14 protein-coding genes are annotated in these 17,876 nt (G+C 55.2%); 6 read left to right on the top strand and 8 right to left on the bottom strand.

Going from position 1 to position 17,876, the window contains the following annotated elements; all coding sequences use genetic code 11:
* Window positions 1-221 precede the first annotated feature (221 nt).
* Genes Y017_RS02135 through Y017_RS02125 form a run of 3 tightly spaced genes read right to left on the bottom strand, consistent with a single transcriptional unit; the run spans window position 222 to window position 6,082 of the window.
* Complete coding sequence (locus tag Y017_RS02135) at window positions 222-1,646, bottom strand: efflux transporter outer membrane subunit (protein WP_011588247.1); 1,425 nt, start codon at window positions 1,644-1,646, stop codon at window positions 222-224.
* Window positions 1,647-1,666: 20 nt separating this feature from the next.
* Complete coding sequence (locus Y017_RS02130; RefSeq protein WP_011588248.1) at window positions 1,667-4,792, bottom strand: efflux RND transporter permease subunit; 3,126 nt, start codon at window positions 4,790-4,792, stop codon at window positions 1,667-1,669.
* 27 nt (window positions 4,793-4,819) lie between these two features.
* Window positions 4,820-6,082, bottom strand: coding sequence for an efflux RND transporter periplasmic adaptor subunit (locus Y017_RS02125; protein ID WP_231483332.1), 1,263 nt, complete (start codon window positions 6,080-6,082; stop codon window positions 4,820-4,822).
* A 136-nt stretch (window positions 6,083-6,218) separates the two neighbouring features.
* Between Y017_RS02125 and Y017_RS02120 the strand changes: the two genes are divergently transcribed.
* Together Y017_RS02120 and Y017_RS02115 are read left to right on the top strand one after the other, a co-directional pair.
* Entirely contained in the window at window positions 6,219-6,866 is a 648-nt protein-coding gene (locus tag Y017_RS02120; protein WP_011588250.1) for a TetR family transcriptional regulator, read from the top strand.
* Window positions 6,867-7,092: 226 nt separating this feature from the next.
* The gene (locus tag Y017_RS02115) at window positions 7,093-8,049 is read left to right on the top strand and encodes a ketopantoate reductase family protein (protein ID WP_035458535.1); all 957 of its coding nucleotides are present in this window, start codon (window positions 7,093-7,095) and stop codon (window positions 8,047-8,049) included.
* A gap of 25 nt (window positions 8,050-8,074) precedes the next feature.
* On the opposite strand, the gene Y017_RS02110 is transcribed toward Y017_RS02115, so the two are convergent.
* The 4 genes from Y017_RS02110 to Y017_RS02095 all read right to left on the bottom strand — a co-directional run bounded on the left by Y017_RS02110 (window position 8,075) and on the right by Y017_RS02095 (window position 10,719).
* Entirely contained in the window at window positions 8,075-8,314 is a 240-nt protein-coding gene (locus tag Y017_RS02110; RefSeq protein WP_011588252.1) for a YheU family protein, read from the bottom strand.
* 72 nt (window positions 8,315-8,386) lie between these two features.
* Window positions 8,387-8,785: an MAPEG family protein gene (locus Y017_RS02105; protein ID WP_035458533.1), complete on the bottom strand. Its 399-nt coding sequence runs from the start codon at window positions 8,783-8,785 to the stop codon at window positions 8,387-8,389.
* Entirely contained in the window at window positions 8,782-9,939 is a 1,158-nt protein-coding gene (gene mnmC, locus Y017_RS02100; RefSeq protein WP_011588254.1) for an FAD-dependent 5-carboxymethylaminomethyl-2-thiouridine(34) oxidoreductase MnmC, read from the bottom strand. The genes Y017_RS02105 and mnmC overlap by 4 nt, the downstream gene beginning before the upstream one ends.
* 114 nt (window positions 9,940-10,053) lie before the next feature.
* Window positions 10,054-10,719, bottom strand: a complete 666-nt coding sequence (locus tag Y017_RS02095) for a hypothetical protein (protein WP_011588255.1) — start codon at window positions 10,717-10,719, stop codon at window positions 10,054-10,056.
* Window positions 10,720-11,042: 323 nt separating this feature from the next.
* Between Y017_RS02095 and Y017_RS02090 the strand changes: the two genes are divergently transcribed.
* The 4 genes from Y017_RS02090 to Y017_RS02070 all read left to right on the top strand — a co-directional run bounded on the left by Y017_RS02090 (window position 11,043) and on the right by Y017_RS02070 (window position 16,925).
* Window positions 11,043-13,583, top strand: coding sequence for an ATP-binding protein (locus tag Y017_RS02090; protein WP_231483330.1), 2,541 nt, complete (start codon window positions 11,043-11,045; stop codon window positions 13,581-13,583).
* 758 nt (window positions 13,584-14,341) lie between these two features.
* The gene (gene cmoA, locus Y017_RS02080) at window positions 14,342-15,073 is read left to right on the top strand and encodes a carboxy-S-adenosyl-L-methionine synthase CmoA (RefSeq protein WP_035458527.1); all 732 of its coding nucleotides are present in this window, start codon (window positions 14,342-14,344) and stop codon (window positions 15,071-15,073) included.
* Window positions 15,073-16,041: a tRNA 5-methoxyuridine(34)/uridine 5-oxyacetic acid(34) synthase CmoB gene (gene cmoB / locus Y017_RS02075; protein WP_011588258.1), complete on the top strand. Its 969-nt coding sequence runs from the start codon at window positions 15,073-15,075 to the stop codon at window positions 16,039-16,041. Before cmoA ends, cmoB begins: the two co-directional genes overlap by 1 nt.
* Before the next feature lie 563 nt (window positions 16,042-16,604).
* Window positions 16,605-16,925: a hypothetical protein gene (locus Y017_RS02070; RefSeq protein ID WP_011588259.1), complete on the top strand. Its 321-nt coding sequence runs from the start codon at window positions 16,605-16,607 to the stop codon at window positions 16,923-16,925.
* Window positions 16,926-16,969: 44 nt separating this feature from the next.
* Here the strand turns inward: Y017_RS02070 and Y017_RS02065 are convergent, their stop codons facing one another.
* Window positions 16,970-17,722 carry a hypothetical protein gene (locus Y017_RS02065; protein WP_035458525.1) on the bottom strand — a complete coding sequence of 251 codons (753 nt, stop codon included), beginning with the start codon at window positions 17,720-17,722 and terminating at the stop codon, window positions 16,970-16,972.
* Window positions 17,723-17,876: the final 154 nt, after the last annotated feature.

Below are 17,876 nucleotides of genomic sequence, written 5' to 3'. Positions count from 1 at the left end.
TGATCCTCGGCGAAGACATCTACGTTGACGTAGGAATAGTTTTTTTGCGCGTTATTGCTCCTAGGTTTGCGCCCCGAGGGGCGCGTTGTCAAAACGGCTAATCATTCAGCGCAATTGCCGCAGCAGCGACGGCCTACGGTGCCGCCATCAGCTTGCGTTGTTGGCCAGATTAGTCACATGGCGGTGTCATCTTCTGGCACAACGGTTGCTTCTGAGCTGCGTTAGCGGCTGGCCACATGGGTGGGCTGTTGCGCATCCCAGCCACCACCCAAGGCGCGGTAAAGCTCGGTTTCGTTGGTCAACTGCTGCAGTTTTAGCGTCACTAGCTGTTGGCGGGCCGAGAGCAGAGTGCGTTGGGCGTCCAACACCGCAAGGTAATCATCTGCGCCTTGTTCGTAGCGTTGCTGTGACAACGTCAGGGACTGCTCAGTGGCGGTGACTAGTGCCTGTTGAGCCTGCTGTTGGCGAGCCAGAGTGTCGCGGGCTTGCAGCGCATTAGCGACTTCCTGAAAGGCGGTTTGTATGGCTTTCTCGTAGCTGGCCACGGCTTGATCTTGACGAACTTCGGCTAGATCCAGATTGGCCCTGTTACGGCCCCCGGAGAAAATGGGTAGGGAAATACTGGGGATGAATGACCAAGCTTTGGAGCCGCTGTCGAACAGGCCGGACAGTTCGCTACTCATGGTGCCATAGGCGCCGGTGAGTTGAATGCTTGGGAAGAAGGCGGCTCGGGCGGCACCAATATTGGCATTGGCGGCCCGCAGCTGATGCTCGGCTTGTTGTACGTCCGGTCGCTGGGTGAGTAGTGCTGAGGGTAGGCCTTGCGGAACTGGTGCGACGAGGGCCAAGGCATCGTTGTCCAAGTTCACCGATTTCAGGGTGGGCAGTGGCCCGCCGACCAGTACGGCTAAGGCGTTATAGTCTTGATCCACCTGGCGTTCAAAGCTGGCCAGATTGGCGCGGGCTTCCTGCAAGGCAATTTGTGCTTGGCGCACATCCAGCTCGGATCCCAAACCGCTCTCGTATCGGCGTTCAATCAATGCCAGAGAGTCCTCCTGTGCGACCACGGTTTCGCGACTGATTGCCAAGTTTTGGCGATCACTAACCAGGGTTAAGTAGCTTTGTGCCACTTGGGCAACCAGCGCCAGTTGGGTGCTGCGCTGGGCTTCTTCGCTGGCCAGATATTTTTCCAGCGACGCATCTTTCAGGCTGCGTACCCGGCCAAACAGATCCAGTTCCCAGGCGGTAACGCCAACTTGCACACCGTATTGATCCGATAATGTGGAATGGCCGGTGCCGGACAGGTCTGAGGGCAGACGCTGACGGGAACCGCTGGCGTCCACGGACAGGTTTGGGTACAGGTCTGCGCGCTGGATTTGGTACTGGGCGCGCAGGGCGGCCACATCGAGTACGGCGATGCGCAGATCTCGGTTGTTATCCAATGCGCTTTGAATCAGCTGTTGCAATTCCGCGCTCTGATAAAGGCTGGACCAGCTGGGCAGGGTTAGCTCGCTGGCACTATTGCCGTTGGCTTCGCCCAGTTGCGCAGGGACGGGAGAGAGTGGTTGTTGATAGCTGGGGGCGAGGGTGCAGCCACCCAGCATCAGCCCGCCCAGAAGGGCGAGCGTCAGTGGGTTACGGGTCATCAGTATTACTCCGCGTGGACTTATTCTTTGCCTTTCTTCTTGCCGTCGAGGGGCACGCCGGATAGTTTGCGCACCGCCACGTAGAACAGCGGAATGAAGAAGATGGCGAGGACGGTGGCGGTGAGCATTCCGCCGAATACCCCGGTACCGATGGCGTTACGAGCACCGGCACCAGCACCAGTACTGATCATCAGTGGGGTTACCCCGAGCATGAAGGCCAGTGAGGTCATCAGGATCGGGCGCAGCCGCATGCGCACGGCTTCTAGGGTGGCCTTGAGCAAGTGCTCGCCTTTTTGCTCCAGCTCCAGCGCGAATTCCGCAATCAGAATGGCGTTTTTCGCCGAGAGGCCGATGGTGGTTAACAGCCCCACCTGGAAGAAGACGTCGTTGTTTAGGTCACGGAAGGTAGCGGCCAGTACCGCACCGAGAATGCCCAGAGGGACCACCAGCATTACCGCGAATGGAATCGACCAGCTTTCATACAGGGCCGCCAGACAGAGGAATACTACTAATAGTGAGATGACATACAGCGCAGGGGCCTGGTCACCAGACTGACGTTCCTGGTAGGACATTCCGGTCCATTCGAAGCCGAACCCGGCGGGCAGCTTAGCGGATAGTTCTTCCATGGCATCCATGGCGTCGCCGGTACTGTAGCCGGGTGCCGCGTTGCCTTGGATGTTCACCGACGACACACCGTTATAGCGTTCTAGCTTGGGAGAACCATACGTCCAGTGGCCCGTGGCAAAGGTGGAGAACGGCACCATTTTCCCTTGGTTATTACGCACAAACCAGTCGTTGACGTTTTCCGGTAGCATGCGGTAGGGGGCATCGGCCTGCACATACACTCGTTTTACCCGGCCCCGGTCGACAAAGTTATTGACGTAGCTGGAGCCCCAGGCGATTTGCAGAGTGCTGTTAATGTCGCTGATGGACAGCCCTAGCGCTTTGGCTTTCTGCTGGTCAATATCGATTTGGTACTGCGGGCTGTCTTCCAAGCCATTGGGGCGTACCCCGGCCAGTCGAGGATCTTGGGCGGCCATGCCGAGCATCTGGTTACGAGCCTGAATCAGCGCTTCGTGCCCTTGACCAGACTGGTCAAGCAGCTGGAAGTCGAACCCGCTGGCGTTGCCCAGTTCAGGAATCGATGGCGGATTCAGTGCAAACATCATCGCTTCGCGAATGGTGGAGAAATAGCCCATGGCGCGGGCAACCACATTGTCGGCGCCGTCCACGGACAGATCCCGTTCTGACCAGTCCTTCAGGTTCACGAACGCCATGCCGGCGTTCTGGCCGCGGCCGGTGAAACTGAAGCCGGCCACCGTGAACAGGCCATCCACAGCGGAGGCCTCTTCATTTAGGTAATAGTCCTCCATTTTTTCCAGCACTTTGACTGTCTGCTCTTGGGTTGAGCCCGCTGGCAGGGTCACTAGGGTGAACAAAATCCCCTGATCTTCTTCCGGCAGGAAGCTGGATGGAAGGCGCATGAAGCTGAAGCCGAGCACACCGACGATCACCACATAGATAAACAGGTAGCGGCCCCGGCGGCCGAGGATTTTTTCCACGCTGCCCTGATAACGACGGCTGCTCTTGTCGAAGGTGCGGTTAAACCAGCCGAAGAAGCCATGATCGGTTTGGTGCTCGCTGTCCTTGGCCTTGAGCATGGTGGCACACAGGGCCGGAGTGAGGATCAAGGCCACCAGCACGGACAGCACCATGGCGGACACAATGGTGATGGAGAACTGGCGGTAAATGGCACCGGTGGAGCCCGGGAAAAAGGCCATGGGAACGAATACGGCTGACAGTACCAAGGCGATGCCCACCAGCGCGCCCGTAATCTGCCCCATGGATTTACGGGTAGCCTCTTTGGGCGGGAGGCCCTCCTCGTGCATCACCCGTTCCACGTTTTCCACCACCACGATGGCGTCATCTACCAGTAGGCCGATGGCCAGCACCATGCCAAACATGGTTAGGGTATTGATGGAAAAGCCGAAGGCGGCCAGCACCGCAAAGGTGCCTAGCAGAACCACGGGCACCGCTAGTGTGGGGATGAGGGTGGCGCGGAAGTTTTGTAAGAACAGATACATGACCAGGAAGACCAAGATGATGGCTTCGAACAGGGTATGTACCACTTCTTCGATGGAGATACTGACGAAGGGCGTGGTGTCGTAGGGAAACACCATTTCCATCTTATCAGGGAAGTAGGGCTGCAGTTCGGCTAGGCGGGCACGCAGTGCTTCTGCGGTGTCCAGGGCGTTGGCGCCGGTGGCTAGGCTGATGGCCAGGCCGGCGGCGGGCTGGCCGTTATAACGGCCCTGCACGTCGTAGTTCTGCGCTGCCAGTTCGACTCGGGCCACGTCTTTAAGGAACACTCGAGAGCCGTCCGGGTTTACTTTCAGCAGGATATTCTCGAATTGATCCACGTCTTCCAGGCGGGTCTGGGCGATGATGGTGGCGTTCAATTGCTGGCCTTCCACGGCCGGTGCGCCGCCCAATTGACCGCTGGCTACCTGGTTATTTTGAACCTCGATTGTCTGGGTAACATCTTGGGGGGTTAAATCAAATTTATTCAGTTTGTTCGGGTCCAGCCAGACGCGCATGGCATAGGGAGAGCCGAACAGCTGGATCTGACCCACGCCGGGCACCCGGCTGACCGGGTCCTGCACATTGGAGGCCACGTAATCGGCTAGGTCAGCACGGGATAGGCTGCCATCTTCGGAGGTAAAGCCCGCCACCATCAGGAAAGAGTCTGAGGATTTGGTGACCTGCATTCCTTGTTGCTGCACTTCCTGGGGCAGCAGGGGGGTCGCCAGCTGTAGCTTGTTCTGTACTTGTACTTGCGCAATGTCCGGGTCGGTGCCGGGGGCGAACGTCAGGTTCACTGCGGCATTACCGAAAGAGTCACTGCTGGAGCTCATGTACAGCAGGTTGTCGATCCCGTTCATTTGTTGCTCGATCACCTGGGTGACCGAATCTTCCACGGTTTTCGCCGAAGCGCCGGGGTAGTTACCGGCAATGGAGACTTGCGGAGGCGCAACGGTGGGGTACTGCTCAATGGGCAGGGTGTAAATGGCCAAGGCACCGGCCATCATCATGATGATGGCAATCACCCAGGCAAAAATTGGACGGTCAATAAAAAATCTGGCCATGGGAATCCCGTTTCTCGTCGTTGCGTATTATTGCGCTGCGCTTTGTGCCTCGCCAGCGTCGCTGGCGGGGGACTGGGGTTGTTCTTGCTGTGCGGGTGCGGGCTCGACGTTGGCTTTTTCTGTGTCCACTGGGGAAACCGGAGCGCCGGGCTGAATCCGTTGCAGGCCGTCCACAATCAGGCGATCACCGTCTTTCAGTCCGTCGGCAATAAGCCACTGGTTGCCGACTGCGCGCTCAGTGCTGACTTTCACTTTTTTTACCTGATTATTGTCGTCGATCAGCATGGCGTAGGCTTGGCCGGTCGGGTCGCGGGTAATGCCTTTTTGGGGAACCAGAATGGCATCCTTGCGTTGACCTTCCGGTAGGCGGCCGCGAACGAACATGCCGGGCAGCAGTTCGCCGTCCGGGTTGGGAAATAGGGCACGCAAGGTGACTGAGCCGGTGCTTTCATCCACGGCGAATTCGGAAAATTGCAGGGCACCGGCTTCCTTATAGTGGGAGCCATCTTCGAGTATTAGGGTAATGCGTGCTTCGTCGTCGCTGACCTGTTGCAGCTCACCGGCCTGCATGGCTTGGCGCAGCTGACGCAGCTCGTTGCTTGACTGGGTCAGGTCTACGTAGATCGGGTCGAGTTGGCGAATGGTGGCCAGGGCGTTTGCCTGATTGGCGGTGACCAAAGCACCGGGGGTGACGCTGGAGCGGCCAATGCGCCCGCTGATTGGCGCTTTAATCGTGGCGTAATCCAGATTGATCTGGGCACTTTGCAGATTGGCACGTGCAGCGGCTACGGCGGCCTTGTTCTCATCCAGCTGGGCCTGAGCTTCGTCGTATTCTTGCTGGCTCACCGCTTTGTAATCCAACAGTTTCTTGAAGCGTTTGGCTCGCAAGTCGTTGGAATTCAGGGTGGCAGTGGCACGGGCCAGCTCCGCTCGGGCGCTAGCCACCGCTGCTTGATAGGTGCGTGAGTCTATTTTGTACAGCGGTTGCCCCGCGCTTACTTCTTGGCCTTCTTCAAAGAGGCGCTTTTCTATCACACCACTGACTTGGGGCCGCACTTCGGCAACCTGGTGTGCAGTGGTTCGCCCGGGCAGTTCCCGGTTCAAGGTGACGGTGGCCGCCTTGACGGTGACAAAGCCGACTTCGGGTGCTTGTTGCTGTTGTTGTTGGCCGGATTGGCCGGCATCGCCGCAGCCACTTAGCTGCAGTGCGAGTACGCCTGCTATCAGGGGGAGAATGAAACCGCTGCGCATAATCACCTCAGTGCTTGGAAACACGCTATAGCACGCCATCAGCTTGTCCATTAAAGACGGCTTGTGGTGCTTGCATGAAAAATGAATCAGGTTCAGTATATACATTCAGTAATGTATGTATAGATCTTTTGGCTAACTTGAACAAAATACTGTCAATTCCATTTGGGAGTCTCCAATGGTTCGGCGCACCAAGGCAGAAGCGATGGAAACCCGTACCCATATCTTGGATGCGGCGGAACAAGTTTTTCATCGCAAGGGCGTGTTGTCTGCCTCATTACATGATATTGCCTGTGAGGCGGGAGTGACGCGCGGAGCGATTTATTGGCACTTCAAAAATAAGCATGATGTCTTTGTGGCCATGGCGGACCGTCGGCGCTTGCCATTTGAGGCCTTAGCCCAGCGGGCAGAGGCGGATGATGAGGCGGATCCAATGGGACGCCTGCGTGAGTTTATGGTGTATTTGTTACAGCAAGTGGCTCAGGATCCGTCCCAGCGCCGGGTTTTCGAGATCATTTTTCAGAAGTGCGAGTTCAGTGATGAGAATCGGGATCTGCTATTGCGCCAGCGCGATGCGTGCAGGGATGCGTCTGACGGACTGGAAACGACTTTCAGGAATGCTATTGCCAAAGGGCAGCTGCCTGCAGGGTTAAACATTGGGCGTGCGGTGACATTGCTGCATAGCCTGCTCAATGGCGTGATCATGTATTGGTTGTTGGATCCGTCAGTTTTTGATCTGGCGGATGCCGCGCCGGATTATGTGGATACTTTCCTGTTCAGCCTGCAGCGTTCCCCCAGCCTTGTGGTTGGTGAAGGTTCTGTGTGAGAACGGCTCGCGCTTATTTTTCATGAACAAACCTCGTTTGAACTTTCGATAACCTGGGCGTATGAAACATACTCGGTGGCGTGCTGTTGTTGCCGCGGGCGTCAGGTGAGGTTCATCAGCGAGTCAGCACTTTGTATTCATCGGCGATGGGTTTGTTTGTCATGCTCGGTTTGCCGGCGTTGTTTGGGCCCCAACAAGAACGCAGCCTGTTAGGAGAATAGAGGCAATGATCCTCAAAAGCGCGGAGGCTAAGCCCCACATTGTGGTGATAGGCGCTGGTGCCATTGGTAGTTTTTATGGCGCGATCCTGAAACGGGCAGGGTGTGCGGTTAGTGTCGTGTTGCGTTCAGATTATGAGACAGTGAAAGCCTCTGGTTTCCGCTTTACTAGCCCGCTGGGTGACCTTTCGTGGACTCCAGATCATGTCTATCAGCCTGGTGAAACCCCGCTGCAAACGCCAGATTATGTGTTGTTGTGCGTCAAGGTGTTGCCGGGTGTAGACCGGGCAGAACTCGTTCGCTCTTGGTTAGGAAATCACACCGCACTGGTGCTGATTGAGAACGGCCTGGATATTGAACGTGAGCTGGCCGATGCCTTCCCCGACAATCCATTGCTAAGTTGTTTGGCATTCATTGCTGTGAGCCGCACCGGGCCGGGTACCGTTAATCACCAGGCCTATGGACAGCTGGTGATGGGGAATTTTCCAAAGGGTTTTGATCAGCACTGCGAACAGTTGGCCAATTTGTTCCGCGAGGGCGGTATCGATGTCAACGGTACTGATGCGGTGGTTGGCGAGCGTTGGCGCAAATGTGTCTGGAACACATCGTTCAATCCGTTGAGCGTGCTGGCCAACGGTGCTGATACGTTGACCATGCTTGATGCTCCAGGTGGCGAAGCGTTGATCCGCCTTTTGATGAAAGAGGTGATAGCGGTGGCTGAGGCTGATGGTTACCCCATGCCCCCCGACATCATCGAGAAGAATATATCGGGGACTCGCGCCATGGGCGCATATAAAAACTCTATGGCGCTGGATTACTTGAATGATAGGCCTATCGAGCTGGAGGCCATTGTTGGCAATATAGTCGCTATCGCTGACCGTCTTGATGTGCCGGTTCCGCATTTGCGCACGGTATTGGTGACATTGCGTATACGGCAGGGGGTAGACAGCGCTCACAGCGAATAACTTAAGAATTAGCAGCAACCTGTGATTACTGTCCGTTCTCAATGTCGGTGAGCTGTTCCTTGCTTAATATGGAAACGCTTTCGGTAATGTCATCAAATAGCACAAATACCTGTTCTTTCTTCAACTGCTCACGGACCTGCTCCACCTTGGTAGCAGTGGCGATCTCGGTATCGCCGTAGTCGGTACCCTCCCGTGTCACGAACTCTTCAATCAGGTTGTGCAGTGTGTCGGGGGGCAGATCTTTCCAAGGAACAATGATTGGCATAAATAGTGTCGGGTTAAGCGGTTTAAATGAGAAAGCGCGAAAGGCGCTTTCTATGTTTGTAAGCTTGCGATTTCAGAGGCTGCTCACCAGCAACTGAATGCTAGTGGCGACGATGACGATCCAGGATGACAGCACTCCAATCTGGCGGGCCTGGTTGATGCTGCTGTGCGGAACCAGCATGCCGTAGGCGTAGGATATACGCCCGGCCAGCAGCACAATGCCGTAGAGGTGTAAGGAGGTATTGCCGGCACCATTGATTTCCAGCAAGGCCATCAATATCAGTGCCAGTGGGATATATTCTATGGTGTTACCGTGGGCGCGAATGGCGCGGTTCACATCTTCGTGGCCACCATCCCCTAAGGATACCTTTTTACCCAAACGGTAACGGACTACGTTGGCGGCTAGGGCGATAATAAGAAAACCGCACAGGGCGGCATACAGGGCGGTGACAGGCACGCTCACTAAATTCATGGTTTCCACTCCGGTTGTTTTTTGCGTTTGCGAACAATAAACCGTGCAGGGTCCAGGGCGTCAACCAATTGTGCGTCTATGGGTAACGATTGCCCGCTTATGAGATCGGCTAACAGGTCAGCACACAGCGGTGTACCGGTAATCCCTCGGCTGCCGTGGGCAAGGTTGAGATACAAGCCTGTGGCTGTACGGTGGGGGTTGTCGGTGGCTACAGGCAAGGGGCCACACAAGGGCAAAAAGTCCACACTCTGGCAACGAAAGGCCACGCGGCGGTGTTTGATCGCAATGGCATTGCCCCCCAAAGCCTGCCAAGCATCTGGAAGATAATATTTTAGCTGTGCAAGGTTTTCGGCATCGTCGGCATCCGTGGGCGCAGGGTGGCTATCGTGCAAATTAAACGTCGCACCGACACAGTGTAGGTCGTCCAACGCGGGTGTTAGATAGCCTCCGTGGCATTGTGCCTGTTGCCACTGGCGGGATGTATCGGTGGCCTGACAATAGCTGACCTGGCCTCGTATCTGCTTGAGGGGAAGCCAGGCCAAACCGCCTAACTGCTGGCTGGCACCGGCAGCACAAACGATCACAGCATTGGCTTCAAGCGGCCCACTGTGAGTTAGCCATACGCTAGCGGGTGCCCCTTCATGGAGTGACGTTACTGCTTCATGGCGCAACACGATGGCGGGGTGGTCGAGAAGATGTTGGCACCAGCGATCTGGGCGCAGATAGCCGCCGCCCACCAGTTCTACGGCATTGGCGGCGTTGGCCGGTCGCAGCAAATCCTTTGGCCAGGCGCCACTGTCCATGGCAGCGGTGAGCTTTTTCCGTTGTTTGTCGTTGACGAAATGCTGAATCACGCCGTTGAGTTGGCCGTCGCGGTGACTGGCAGGAAAGCCGTGGCGGCATAGCCAAGTTAATGCATGGCGGTAGCTCGTTTGGTAGAAACGGTTCTGTGGGGTTAGGTGAGGACTAGGGGTGCTGTATACCACGCCTGCTAAGTTTCCGGACGCGCCATTGGCAATGCCCTGAGGGTCGATCACGGTTACTCGCCAGCCCCGTTCGGCTAGGGCTCGGGCGGTGGTGGCGCCAGCCAGCCCAGCGCCGATGACAATGGCGTGGCCACCCCAGTTAGGCAGGGCGAAATCAATTGCTGTCATAAAGAAGAGGGCCCATTTGTGTGGGCGAGGATCAGGGTTGCCAACACGGGAGCGTTAATGAAGCCGGTATGGTTAGCGAACCTCCCAGTGAGGCGAAATAATAACATGTTGCGTTCAGGGTGCCGTCACGGCCTGTGCTGCCTTGAACTCTGCGAGGGCACGCTTGGCCTGTTGCAGTAACCAGCGTGTTTTTTGCTGGTAGCTGGCATTGCTGATGCGAACGAAGTGGTTATTGATCAGTGTGACCAGTAACGCTTGGTTCTGAATCGGTCGATTGGGTTCTATCCAGCGCATTTGTGATTGCGCGCTCGGGTTTCCTTCTAGGTCGACCAGTTGTTCGCTGATTATGCTAAGAGCATAGGCACTGTTGCTTAACGCTTTGTTCACCCGGCGCTGGCGAAGCTCGCTGTAGTAGCCTGCTACGGCACGATGCGCAGGCATGCTATCCCACCCTGTGGGTAAGCCTGAGAGGGTAAGGGTAAGTTGTTCTTTGCTATTGGGCCCTCGGTAACGCAGGGTGCGTGCGTATTCGGAGCTGATTTCGCCGTCAAGTTGGAGGCCTGCCAGGGTTTTGGGGGCCTGATAGAACGCTAGCTGCGCTTTGTGCGCGGGTAGAGCGCGGGCTTGGTTTTCCGAGCCTGTGGCTTTCAGGGCGGATTTGTCTAACTTTTGTACGTGCAATGGTGCGCTTGAGGTTTCCAGGGCCGTTTTACTGGCACAGCCGGCCAGCGAAATGGCCCAGATAAAGGCGGGCAACAGATAGCAAAATTTTACATTCATAGATCGCAGCATAGGGGAGGTTATTATCTTGTTATCGGGATATCCCGTTGTTGTACGGCCTCGACAGGCAACCCGCAGGCCTTCAGAAGTGCGCTCCTCTCTACCTGGTCCAACTGGGGGGGGACCAGCCTGAAAGCCTTAGTGTGCAAGGCGTTATTCACAGGTGTCCTAAGCATTTATACCCTTATAGGCCATGCAGGGGGTTTTTCAGGCCCTCCCACGTGGCAAACTACGAGCATAACCTTTTTCAGGGCAGGCCGATGGAAAAGCCATCACATACTGCGTCACAAGATGGGGCGCAATCAGTTCCGAGGCTGCCGGTTGTGGGTCTGCGAACCAGTGCGGCCATGTTACTGCTGTTTGCGTTGATCACGTTGCCATTTGCTATCGCTTCGGCGCTTTTGCTTCAGCATCGCCTAGGGCTGCTGGATACCTACGATACCATGCGTGCAGATGTGGGCTTGTTTGACCTGGGGCTGGAGGCCGTGCCGCCTCTTAATGATATGCGAGATCTGGCCTCGGCGGCTATTTATACCCAGGAACCGGGGATCGTCTCGCGCTTCGAGCTTAGCCGTTCCCGCGCGGGCAGTCGGTTGCAGGCCTTTCTCCACGGCGTACGGCAACGCGATACTGCTGGGCTACGTGATCAGGCCCGCTTACTCAGTGAGGCTTGGAGCGACTTGACGGTGAAAACCGGCATTCCTATGGAAGATGTGGTTGGCCCTTTTGATAACGTGAACCAAATTACCCAGCGGCTAAGCACGGTTTTGTCCACGGTGTTGTTTGTGTCGGACTTATCGATAGGTGAGGGCTTGGAACCCAACGAAGTGCTGTCGCTTCCCTTGGGTTCATTCATGCAGGTGCAGGAAGATATCGGCTTGATTAGGTCGTTGTCATTATATGTGAGCCTACGGGGCGGCTACCTGGGCGACAATGATGTCCGCCGGCTGGAAAATGCCTGGCAGCGGCTGCAACATCAGGTGACTATCATCGACAGTGAGATCAAGGCACTGGCGGCACGTACCGGAGCCATCGAGCTGCAGCAACAATGGGGGTTAGTGCGGGGAAGTTTATTGTCGTTTTTGACGTGGTCTGAACAGGAACTGATTTTGGCCACACAGATCGAGGTGTCTTGGACGGATGCCTATGATCGTAGCCGCAGTGTCATGAAATCAGTGGATGGCTTATCCGCCATGTTGATTTCCTTGGCTGACCAGCTATTGGGTAATGCTCGCAATGAGAAAGCGCGGGCCACAGTTTGGATGATGCTGGGCATCGTATTGCTTTATATGGTGGTGTTGAGCTTGGCTCTATGGGTGTATTGGTCTAATTCTAGAGCAATCAATGCCCGTGCTGAAAGCCAAGCTAAGAGTTTGTTTCTCGCCCGTATGAGCCATGAAATTAGAACGCCGTTGAATGGCGTTATTGGGTTGGCCGAGTTGTTACGTGAGACCGACCCATCACCTCGCCAGCAGGAGTACATCAGCTTAATAGACAGCGCTGGCCGTACCTTAACCGCGTTGATTAACGATGTGCTGGATTTCGCCAAGATTGAAGCAGGCAAGCTGGAGTTGGTGGAAGAGCACTTTGACCTACCGGTGTTGCTGGCTGAGTGTGTGCAAATGTTCAATCTGCCGGCCAGTGACAACGGCACGCTAGTGATTCTGGATGTGGATCCGCAGACGCCATCGGACGTAGTGGGTGACGCTATTCGTTTGCGCCAGATCTTGATCAATTTGGTTGGCAATGCGGTGAAATTCACCCGTAATGGGCGGGTCGTATTGTCTTTAGTATGCCGTCGGCAGTATGGCGAGGCGCCGCTATATACTTTCTCGGTGGCTGACACGGGCATTGGGCTCAGTCAGGTGGAACAGGCCCAATTGTTCCAACGTTTCACACAGGCATCAGCCAATACAGCACAGCGTTATGGGGGTACGGGATTGGGGTTGTCTATCAGCCGTGAGTTAGTCGAGCTGATGGGGGGAGAGATCCATGTGCACAGCGCACCAGGGCAGGGTTCGCGGTTCAGCTTCAGTGTCCAGATGGCCAGCGATCAAGAAACGGTCCCGATGATGGCTGAACTGCCGCCTGCCAGCTGGCTCTGGGATGTGCAGGGGAGCCTGGCTGATTGGTTGATTGATGATCCGCGTTTTCAGACCGTGAAGATGATCAAGACTGTTGGGCAGCTCGCTGAGCCTAACGCAGAGGCGGACAGTGGTATCTTGCTGATCAATGGTTTGCCTGATCAGGCGTTGTTCGGGGAAGCATTACAGATGACACGCTTGAACTCGGCTGACATCAACATTCTACTGTTGATCGGTATGCGCTGCTCCCCTCCGCAGTGGCTGCCAGGCGATGTCCTGGTGCTGCGCCGATCGGTGATCACAGTCTCTGATCTTCAGCAATTATTGGGAAGCCATGTGCCGGGTGTGATTCCAATTATCACTGAACCAGCGGCGGTGGAATCTGTCTCCAATTTGCGTGTCCTTATCGTTGAAGATAACCCGGTAAACCAGATGGTGGCAAAGGGGTATCTGCAACGGCTTGGGGTTGTGCACATTATTGTCGCTGAAGATGGTCAACAAGGGCTTGATGCTTTTGGTGTGCAGAGCGGTAATCTGGATTTGGTGCTGATGGATTTGGATATGCCGGTGATGGATGGCTTTGCCTGTGCTAGACACATTCGTGATCTGGAGGCAGAGCGCGGCTGGAACCCTTGCCAGATACTAGCACTGAGCGCCCATGCGATTAGCGAACACTCTGGGCGAATGTCTCGGTCGGGTATGGATGGACAATTGATTAAGCCTCTTTCTCTGGCGGCCATGAAGCAAGCTTTGTTCAAGTACTTGGGGGTTACGGCATAAGGTATATTAACGTGTCCTGTACTGCCGTGGGTAGCAAGGGCTCTGCAAGTAAGACCACCATAAATATTACCAATAGTGCGCTTTCGACGCGCCATGCTTGATGGTTCTGTATCGCGTGGAGCACGCAGCCATAGGCGGCCAACATGATTCCACCAAAAAAGCTGGCCATGCTGATCAGCTGCCACTCAATGCTATTAAAGGTTAGCCCGAGCCCACAAAGGGTGAGACCGATGGCGCTGGTGGTAAGAAAAGAAAATGATTCGTGATGGCGGAATATGAGCATATTCAACACTCGCAAGATGGTTCCGGTGGTTTCCAATTAGCAGGCAAGCATCATGCTTAAGCCCATTCGTTTAATGATTTTTAATCCAGTTATTGTTTATTGGTTTTGTGTGAATATTGCCACCCTATAGGTTTTTTTTCATCATTAAATTCATTGTGTTAACTGCGTTTTAAACTGGCGAGTATGCTCTTTAATTCTTCTGCTCGGGCCTAAAGGCTTGTATCTAGATTGTTGCGAACCTCTTGTTGTGAAAGCAGGGGCAATGGGCTTGGGCAGGCGAAGAACCTATTATGTAATGTTTAGCATTTGTGCTGTTTGTTTACATGGTGTTCTCGGCGGGTCGTTGCTTTGCCTCTCTTGCCAGGATAGCCCGACGGTAGGGGCGTAATGTGCCCGTTAGCCTGGACGAATAAGCGTTTCTTCCGGGCTCAGCTCCTCGCTATAATCGGCGCCGCAGATGCATACAGGGGCCTTTATGTCTGATCAACAAGATCGTATTTACGCCACGTCACACTCGCAGGTGGGGCGTTTTTCCTTCGACGACACAGTGGTGCGGGTTTTTCCGGACATGATTCGCCGCTCGGTGCCGGGCTATCCGACTATTATCGACATGATTGGGGTGCTGGCGGCCCGGTACGCGCAGCCGGATACTTGCCTGTATGACCTGGGGTGTTCCCTAGGGGCCGCCGCCACTGCCATGGCGACCCTGACCGGGGACACCGGTAATCCTATTGTTGCGGTGGATAATTCCCGGGCCATGATTGAGCAGGCCGAGAACTTGCTCTCTCAAGCTGGTCAGGCACATCGGGTGACACTGCAAGAAGGCGATGTGGCAGAGATGGCGTTCAATTCTTGTTCCATGGCGGTGCTCAATTTTACCTTGCAGTTCATCGCCCTGGAAAAACGTGATGCCCTGATTCGACGCCTGGCCGATGCCACGGTGCCTGGTGGCATCCTGGTGCTATCGGAGAAAATCCGTTTCGCCAATGACGCTGAGAATGCCTTGCAGACCGAATTGCACCATGCGTTCAAACGCAATAATGGCTATTCCGATCTGGAAATCAGCCAGAAGCGTAATGCGCTGGAAAATGTACTGATTCCGGAAACCCTGGCGGCCCACGAGACGCGACTGAAAAAAGCGGGCTACCGCCAGATTCATGTCTGGTTCCGCTGTTTTAACTTTGTTTCATTACTGGCTGTGCGTTAATGCTTACTGATTACCTGCAGGCCTGCGAACGTGGGCTTGAGCCCCTGTTTTCTCCGCAAATTTTGTCTGCCGTTATGGCGCTGTCGCGTCAGCGCCTGGTCGAGCGTCCCCACGGTGACCTACCACGCTGGATGGCGGCACTGGATGCTCTACCGGCTGGGCCGACGAACTGCGCACTGGATCAGAACACGCTGACCATTGGACGAGCGGGTGAGCAGAATGAAGAGGCTGTGAAACTCGCATTGCAGGGGTTGATCCCGTGGCGCAAAGGACCATTTGAATTTTTTGGCGTTCCGGTGGAAACCGAGTGGCGTTCGGACTGGAAGTGGCAACGGGTAGCACCGCATTTGTCATCGTTGCAGGGGCGACGGATTCTCGACGTGGGCTGCGGTAGTGGTTATCACTGCTGGCGTATGGCAGCTGCTGGGGCTAGTTGCGTGGTGGGGATCGACCCGACCATTCTGTTCTTGGTGCAATATCTGGCGGTACGTCGTTTTGCGCCGGATTTACCTGTGTGGTTCCTGCCTCTGCGTATGGAAGAGCTGCCAGCAGAAGGCGGGCAGTTTGATACGGTGTTTTCCATGGGGGTGTTGTACCATCGGCGCTCGCCTCTGGATCACCTATTGGAGTTAAAGGGGGCGCTGTGCGCTGGTGGCGAGCTGGTATTGGAAACCCTAGTGGTGGAAGGGGATGAATGTACGGTGTTAATGCCGCAAGATCGCTATGCGATGATGCGCAATGTGTTTTTCTTGCCGTCGGTGGCTATGCTCTCGCGCTGGTTGGAACGATGCGGCTTTGTGGATGTGCGCTGTGTGGACGAAAGCAACACTTCGGTGCAAGAGCAACGGTCTACCGACTGGATGCGTTTCCAGTCGCTTCCTGATTTTTTAGATCCCGAGGATCATAGCCTTACCCGTGAAGGTTACCCGGCACCACGCCGTGCGGTGTTGGTTGCACGCAAGCCATAAGGTTTGGGCTCCTAGCGAGTATGAGCGTTAGCGTGTCGAATAAGTCTGCTTGGGGAGCCTGTGTCAAAGAAGCGTGATTGAGCGTCTTGTGTGGGGCCTGTTCAGTATCCGTCTACGTTATTTTTGGCCGGACTGTTTTGTGCCTGCGGTGACAGAATTCGCTGGCCGCGTCCCGTCGGTTGGCGCAGTAGTTTCAGTGTATCGTTGACCCGACGTCTCTGTATCTGCCCCGCTGTCCTCATGTGAGCGATCTGTACATTCAACGTGATGCGAAATCCGTTAAGTGTGGATTCATGGCGAGTGAGTCAATCCGGTAACGGCCCGGCTGAGATGTTGATGTTAGCACTGGATAATGCGAGAGCCTCGTTAATTTCTGCGAGCAGAGGTTTCAGTCGTTGCTGGCCTCCACTTCTATTTCTGCTGCAAAGATTCTAGCGGGTTCACGGTTGTCCGGTATCGGGTCATACTCTTATACAGCGCTACTTAACAATAATGCCGGCCCCCTTATACACGTGGTTGCTTTAGGCCGGGGCCTGAATCGGGACCACGCAGAGGAAGAAATCATGTCAGTTACATGGATTGTCGCGTCGGCACTACTCAGTTCTTTTTGTACTCTGCTGGTTGTCGGTGTATGGGCGAATTTTTATTTTCAGCCCCGTTTACGTGACAGCTTGCAACGGGAGCTGGATGAGCAGGTGGAAAAAGCGGCGCAGGTTCTTTCGGATCGAGTGGAAGACGGGGTTCGACGAGGGTTGGCGGAAGGCGTGCGTAATTTGCCGTCTAAAGAGTTACTGGAAGGCGCTAGTCGTAACTTGGCACGTAGCAGTGCGGAAATGGTGGGTGAGCGCCTGGGGAATATTTTCGGACGCAAGGACAAACCCTGACCCGTACTTGGTTCGCTATGCCTATGTTTTATAATGTCCGGCTTTTAAGGGAGCCGTTTAGGAAGTAACCGGACCACCAAGCAGGCAATGCCAAGGCTAAGCATGGCCAGTGACAGGAAATCTTGTTGTAAGGCGTGCCAAGTGGTTTCCCACAAGCTGGACGCTTTCATTAGCGACAACAGAATCAGCAGCATGCCGGTGAGAGTAAAGAACTGATCCAGTTTGCGCGCCCGTTGCAACTCGCCGCGCAGCTGACGCAGTTCTTCAAGGATGTCTTCCTGCAGTAACTGTTGTTGGGCTTGTTGTTCGGCCAGCTGACCGACCTGTTGGGGTAGGGTGGCTAATTGCTCAAGCCAGACTGGGTCTTCCCGGCGTAATAGGGCAAGCAGCTCCTTGAGCCTTACATGGTCGTCCAGCCAGTTGCGGATCAGCGGCCAGAGACTGAATTGATTTATTAGTTCAGCGAGCAGGGCAATGTGCTGCTCACTGCCGATTACACGCAATGATTCGTGGTCTTCCAGTGGGCCGCTGCTAAACAACCAGTGAATCATGGCCCCCAGCGGTGCGCGCACACGAATGTCCACATTGCCTTCGTAGTCGGTCAGCAGTTCCACGCCATCTTCATAGATCAGCACATACAGGACTGACCGGGGGCGTTCGGCACGGACTCGCACCACGGTTCCATGGAGGGCGGCGAGATGGTCTCGACCGTGCTGTGTACCTGTGAGCACCTGATTAAGGGCACTTTCTAGGCCTCCCAGCACAATAAGTTGGGGGAAACTACCGGTTTCAGGCATGGTGGCAGCGTTATCCTGTCTTTATGTTGACCCGGAGTGATCGTTCCGGTCTCTTATTGTTGCCAAAAATTACGCGATGCCGCTTATATTTGGCATGACTGCTCCCTATACTATGCATTTTCATAATTAAACAACATTGGCTTTTTTGACTTGG

Origin of the sequence: Alcanivorax sp. 97CO-5 (assembly GCF_000524665.1) — a bacterium.
Lineage (GTDB): Bacteria > Pseudomonadota > Gammaproteobacteria > Pseudomonadales > Alcanivoracaceae > Alcanivorax > Alcanivorax borkumensis.
Note: the sequence above shows the minus strand (reverse complement) of the source record. Positions and strands in the feature narration are given on the sequence as shown.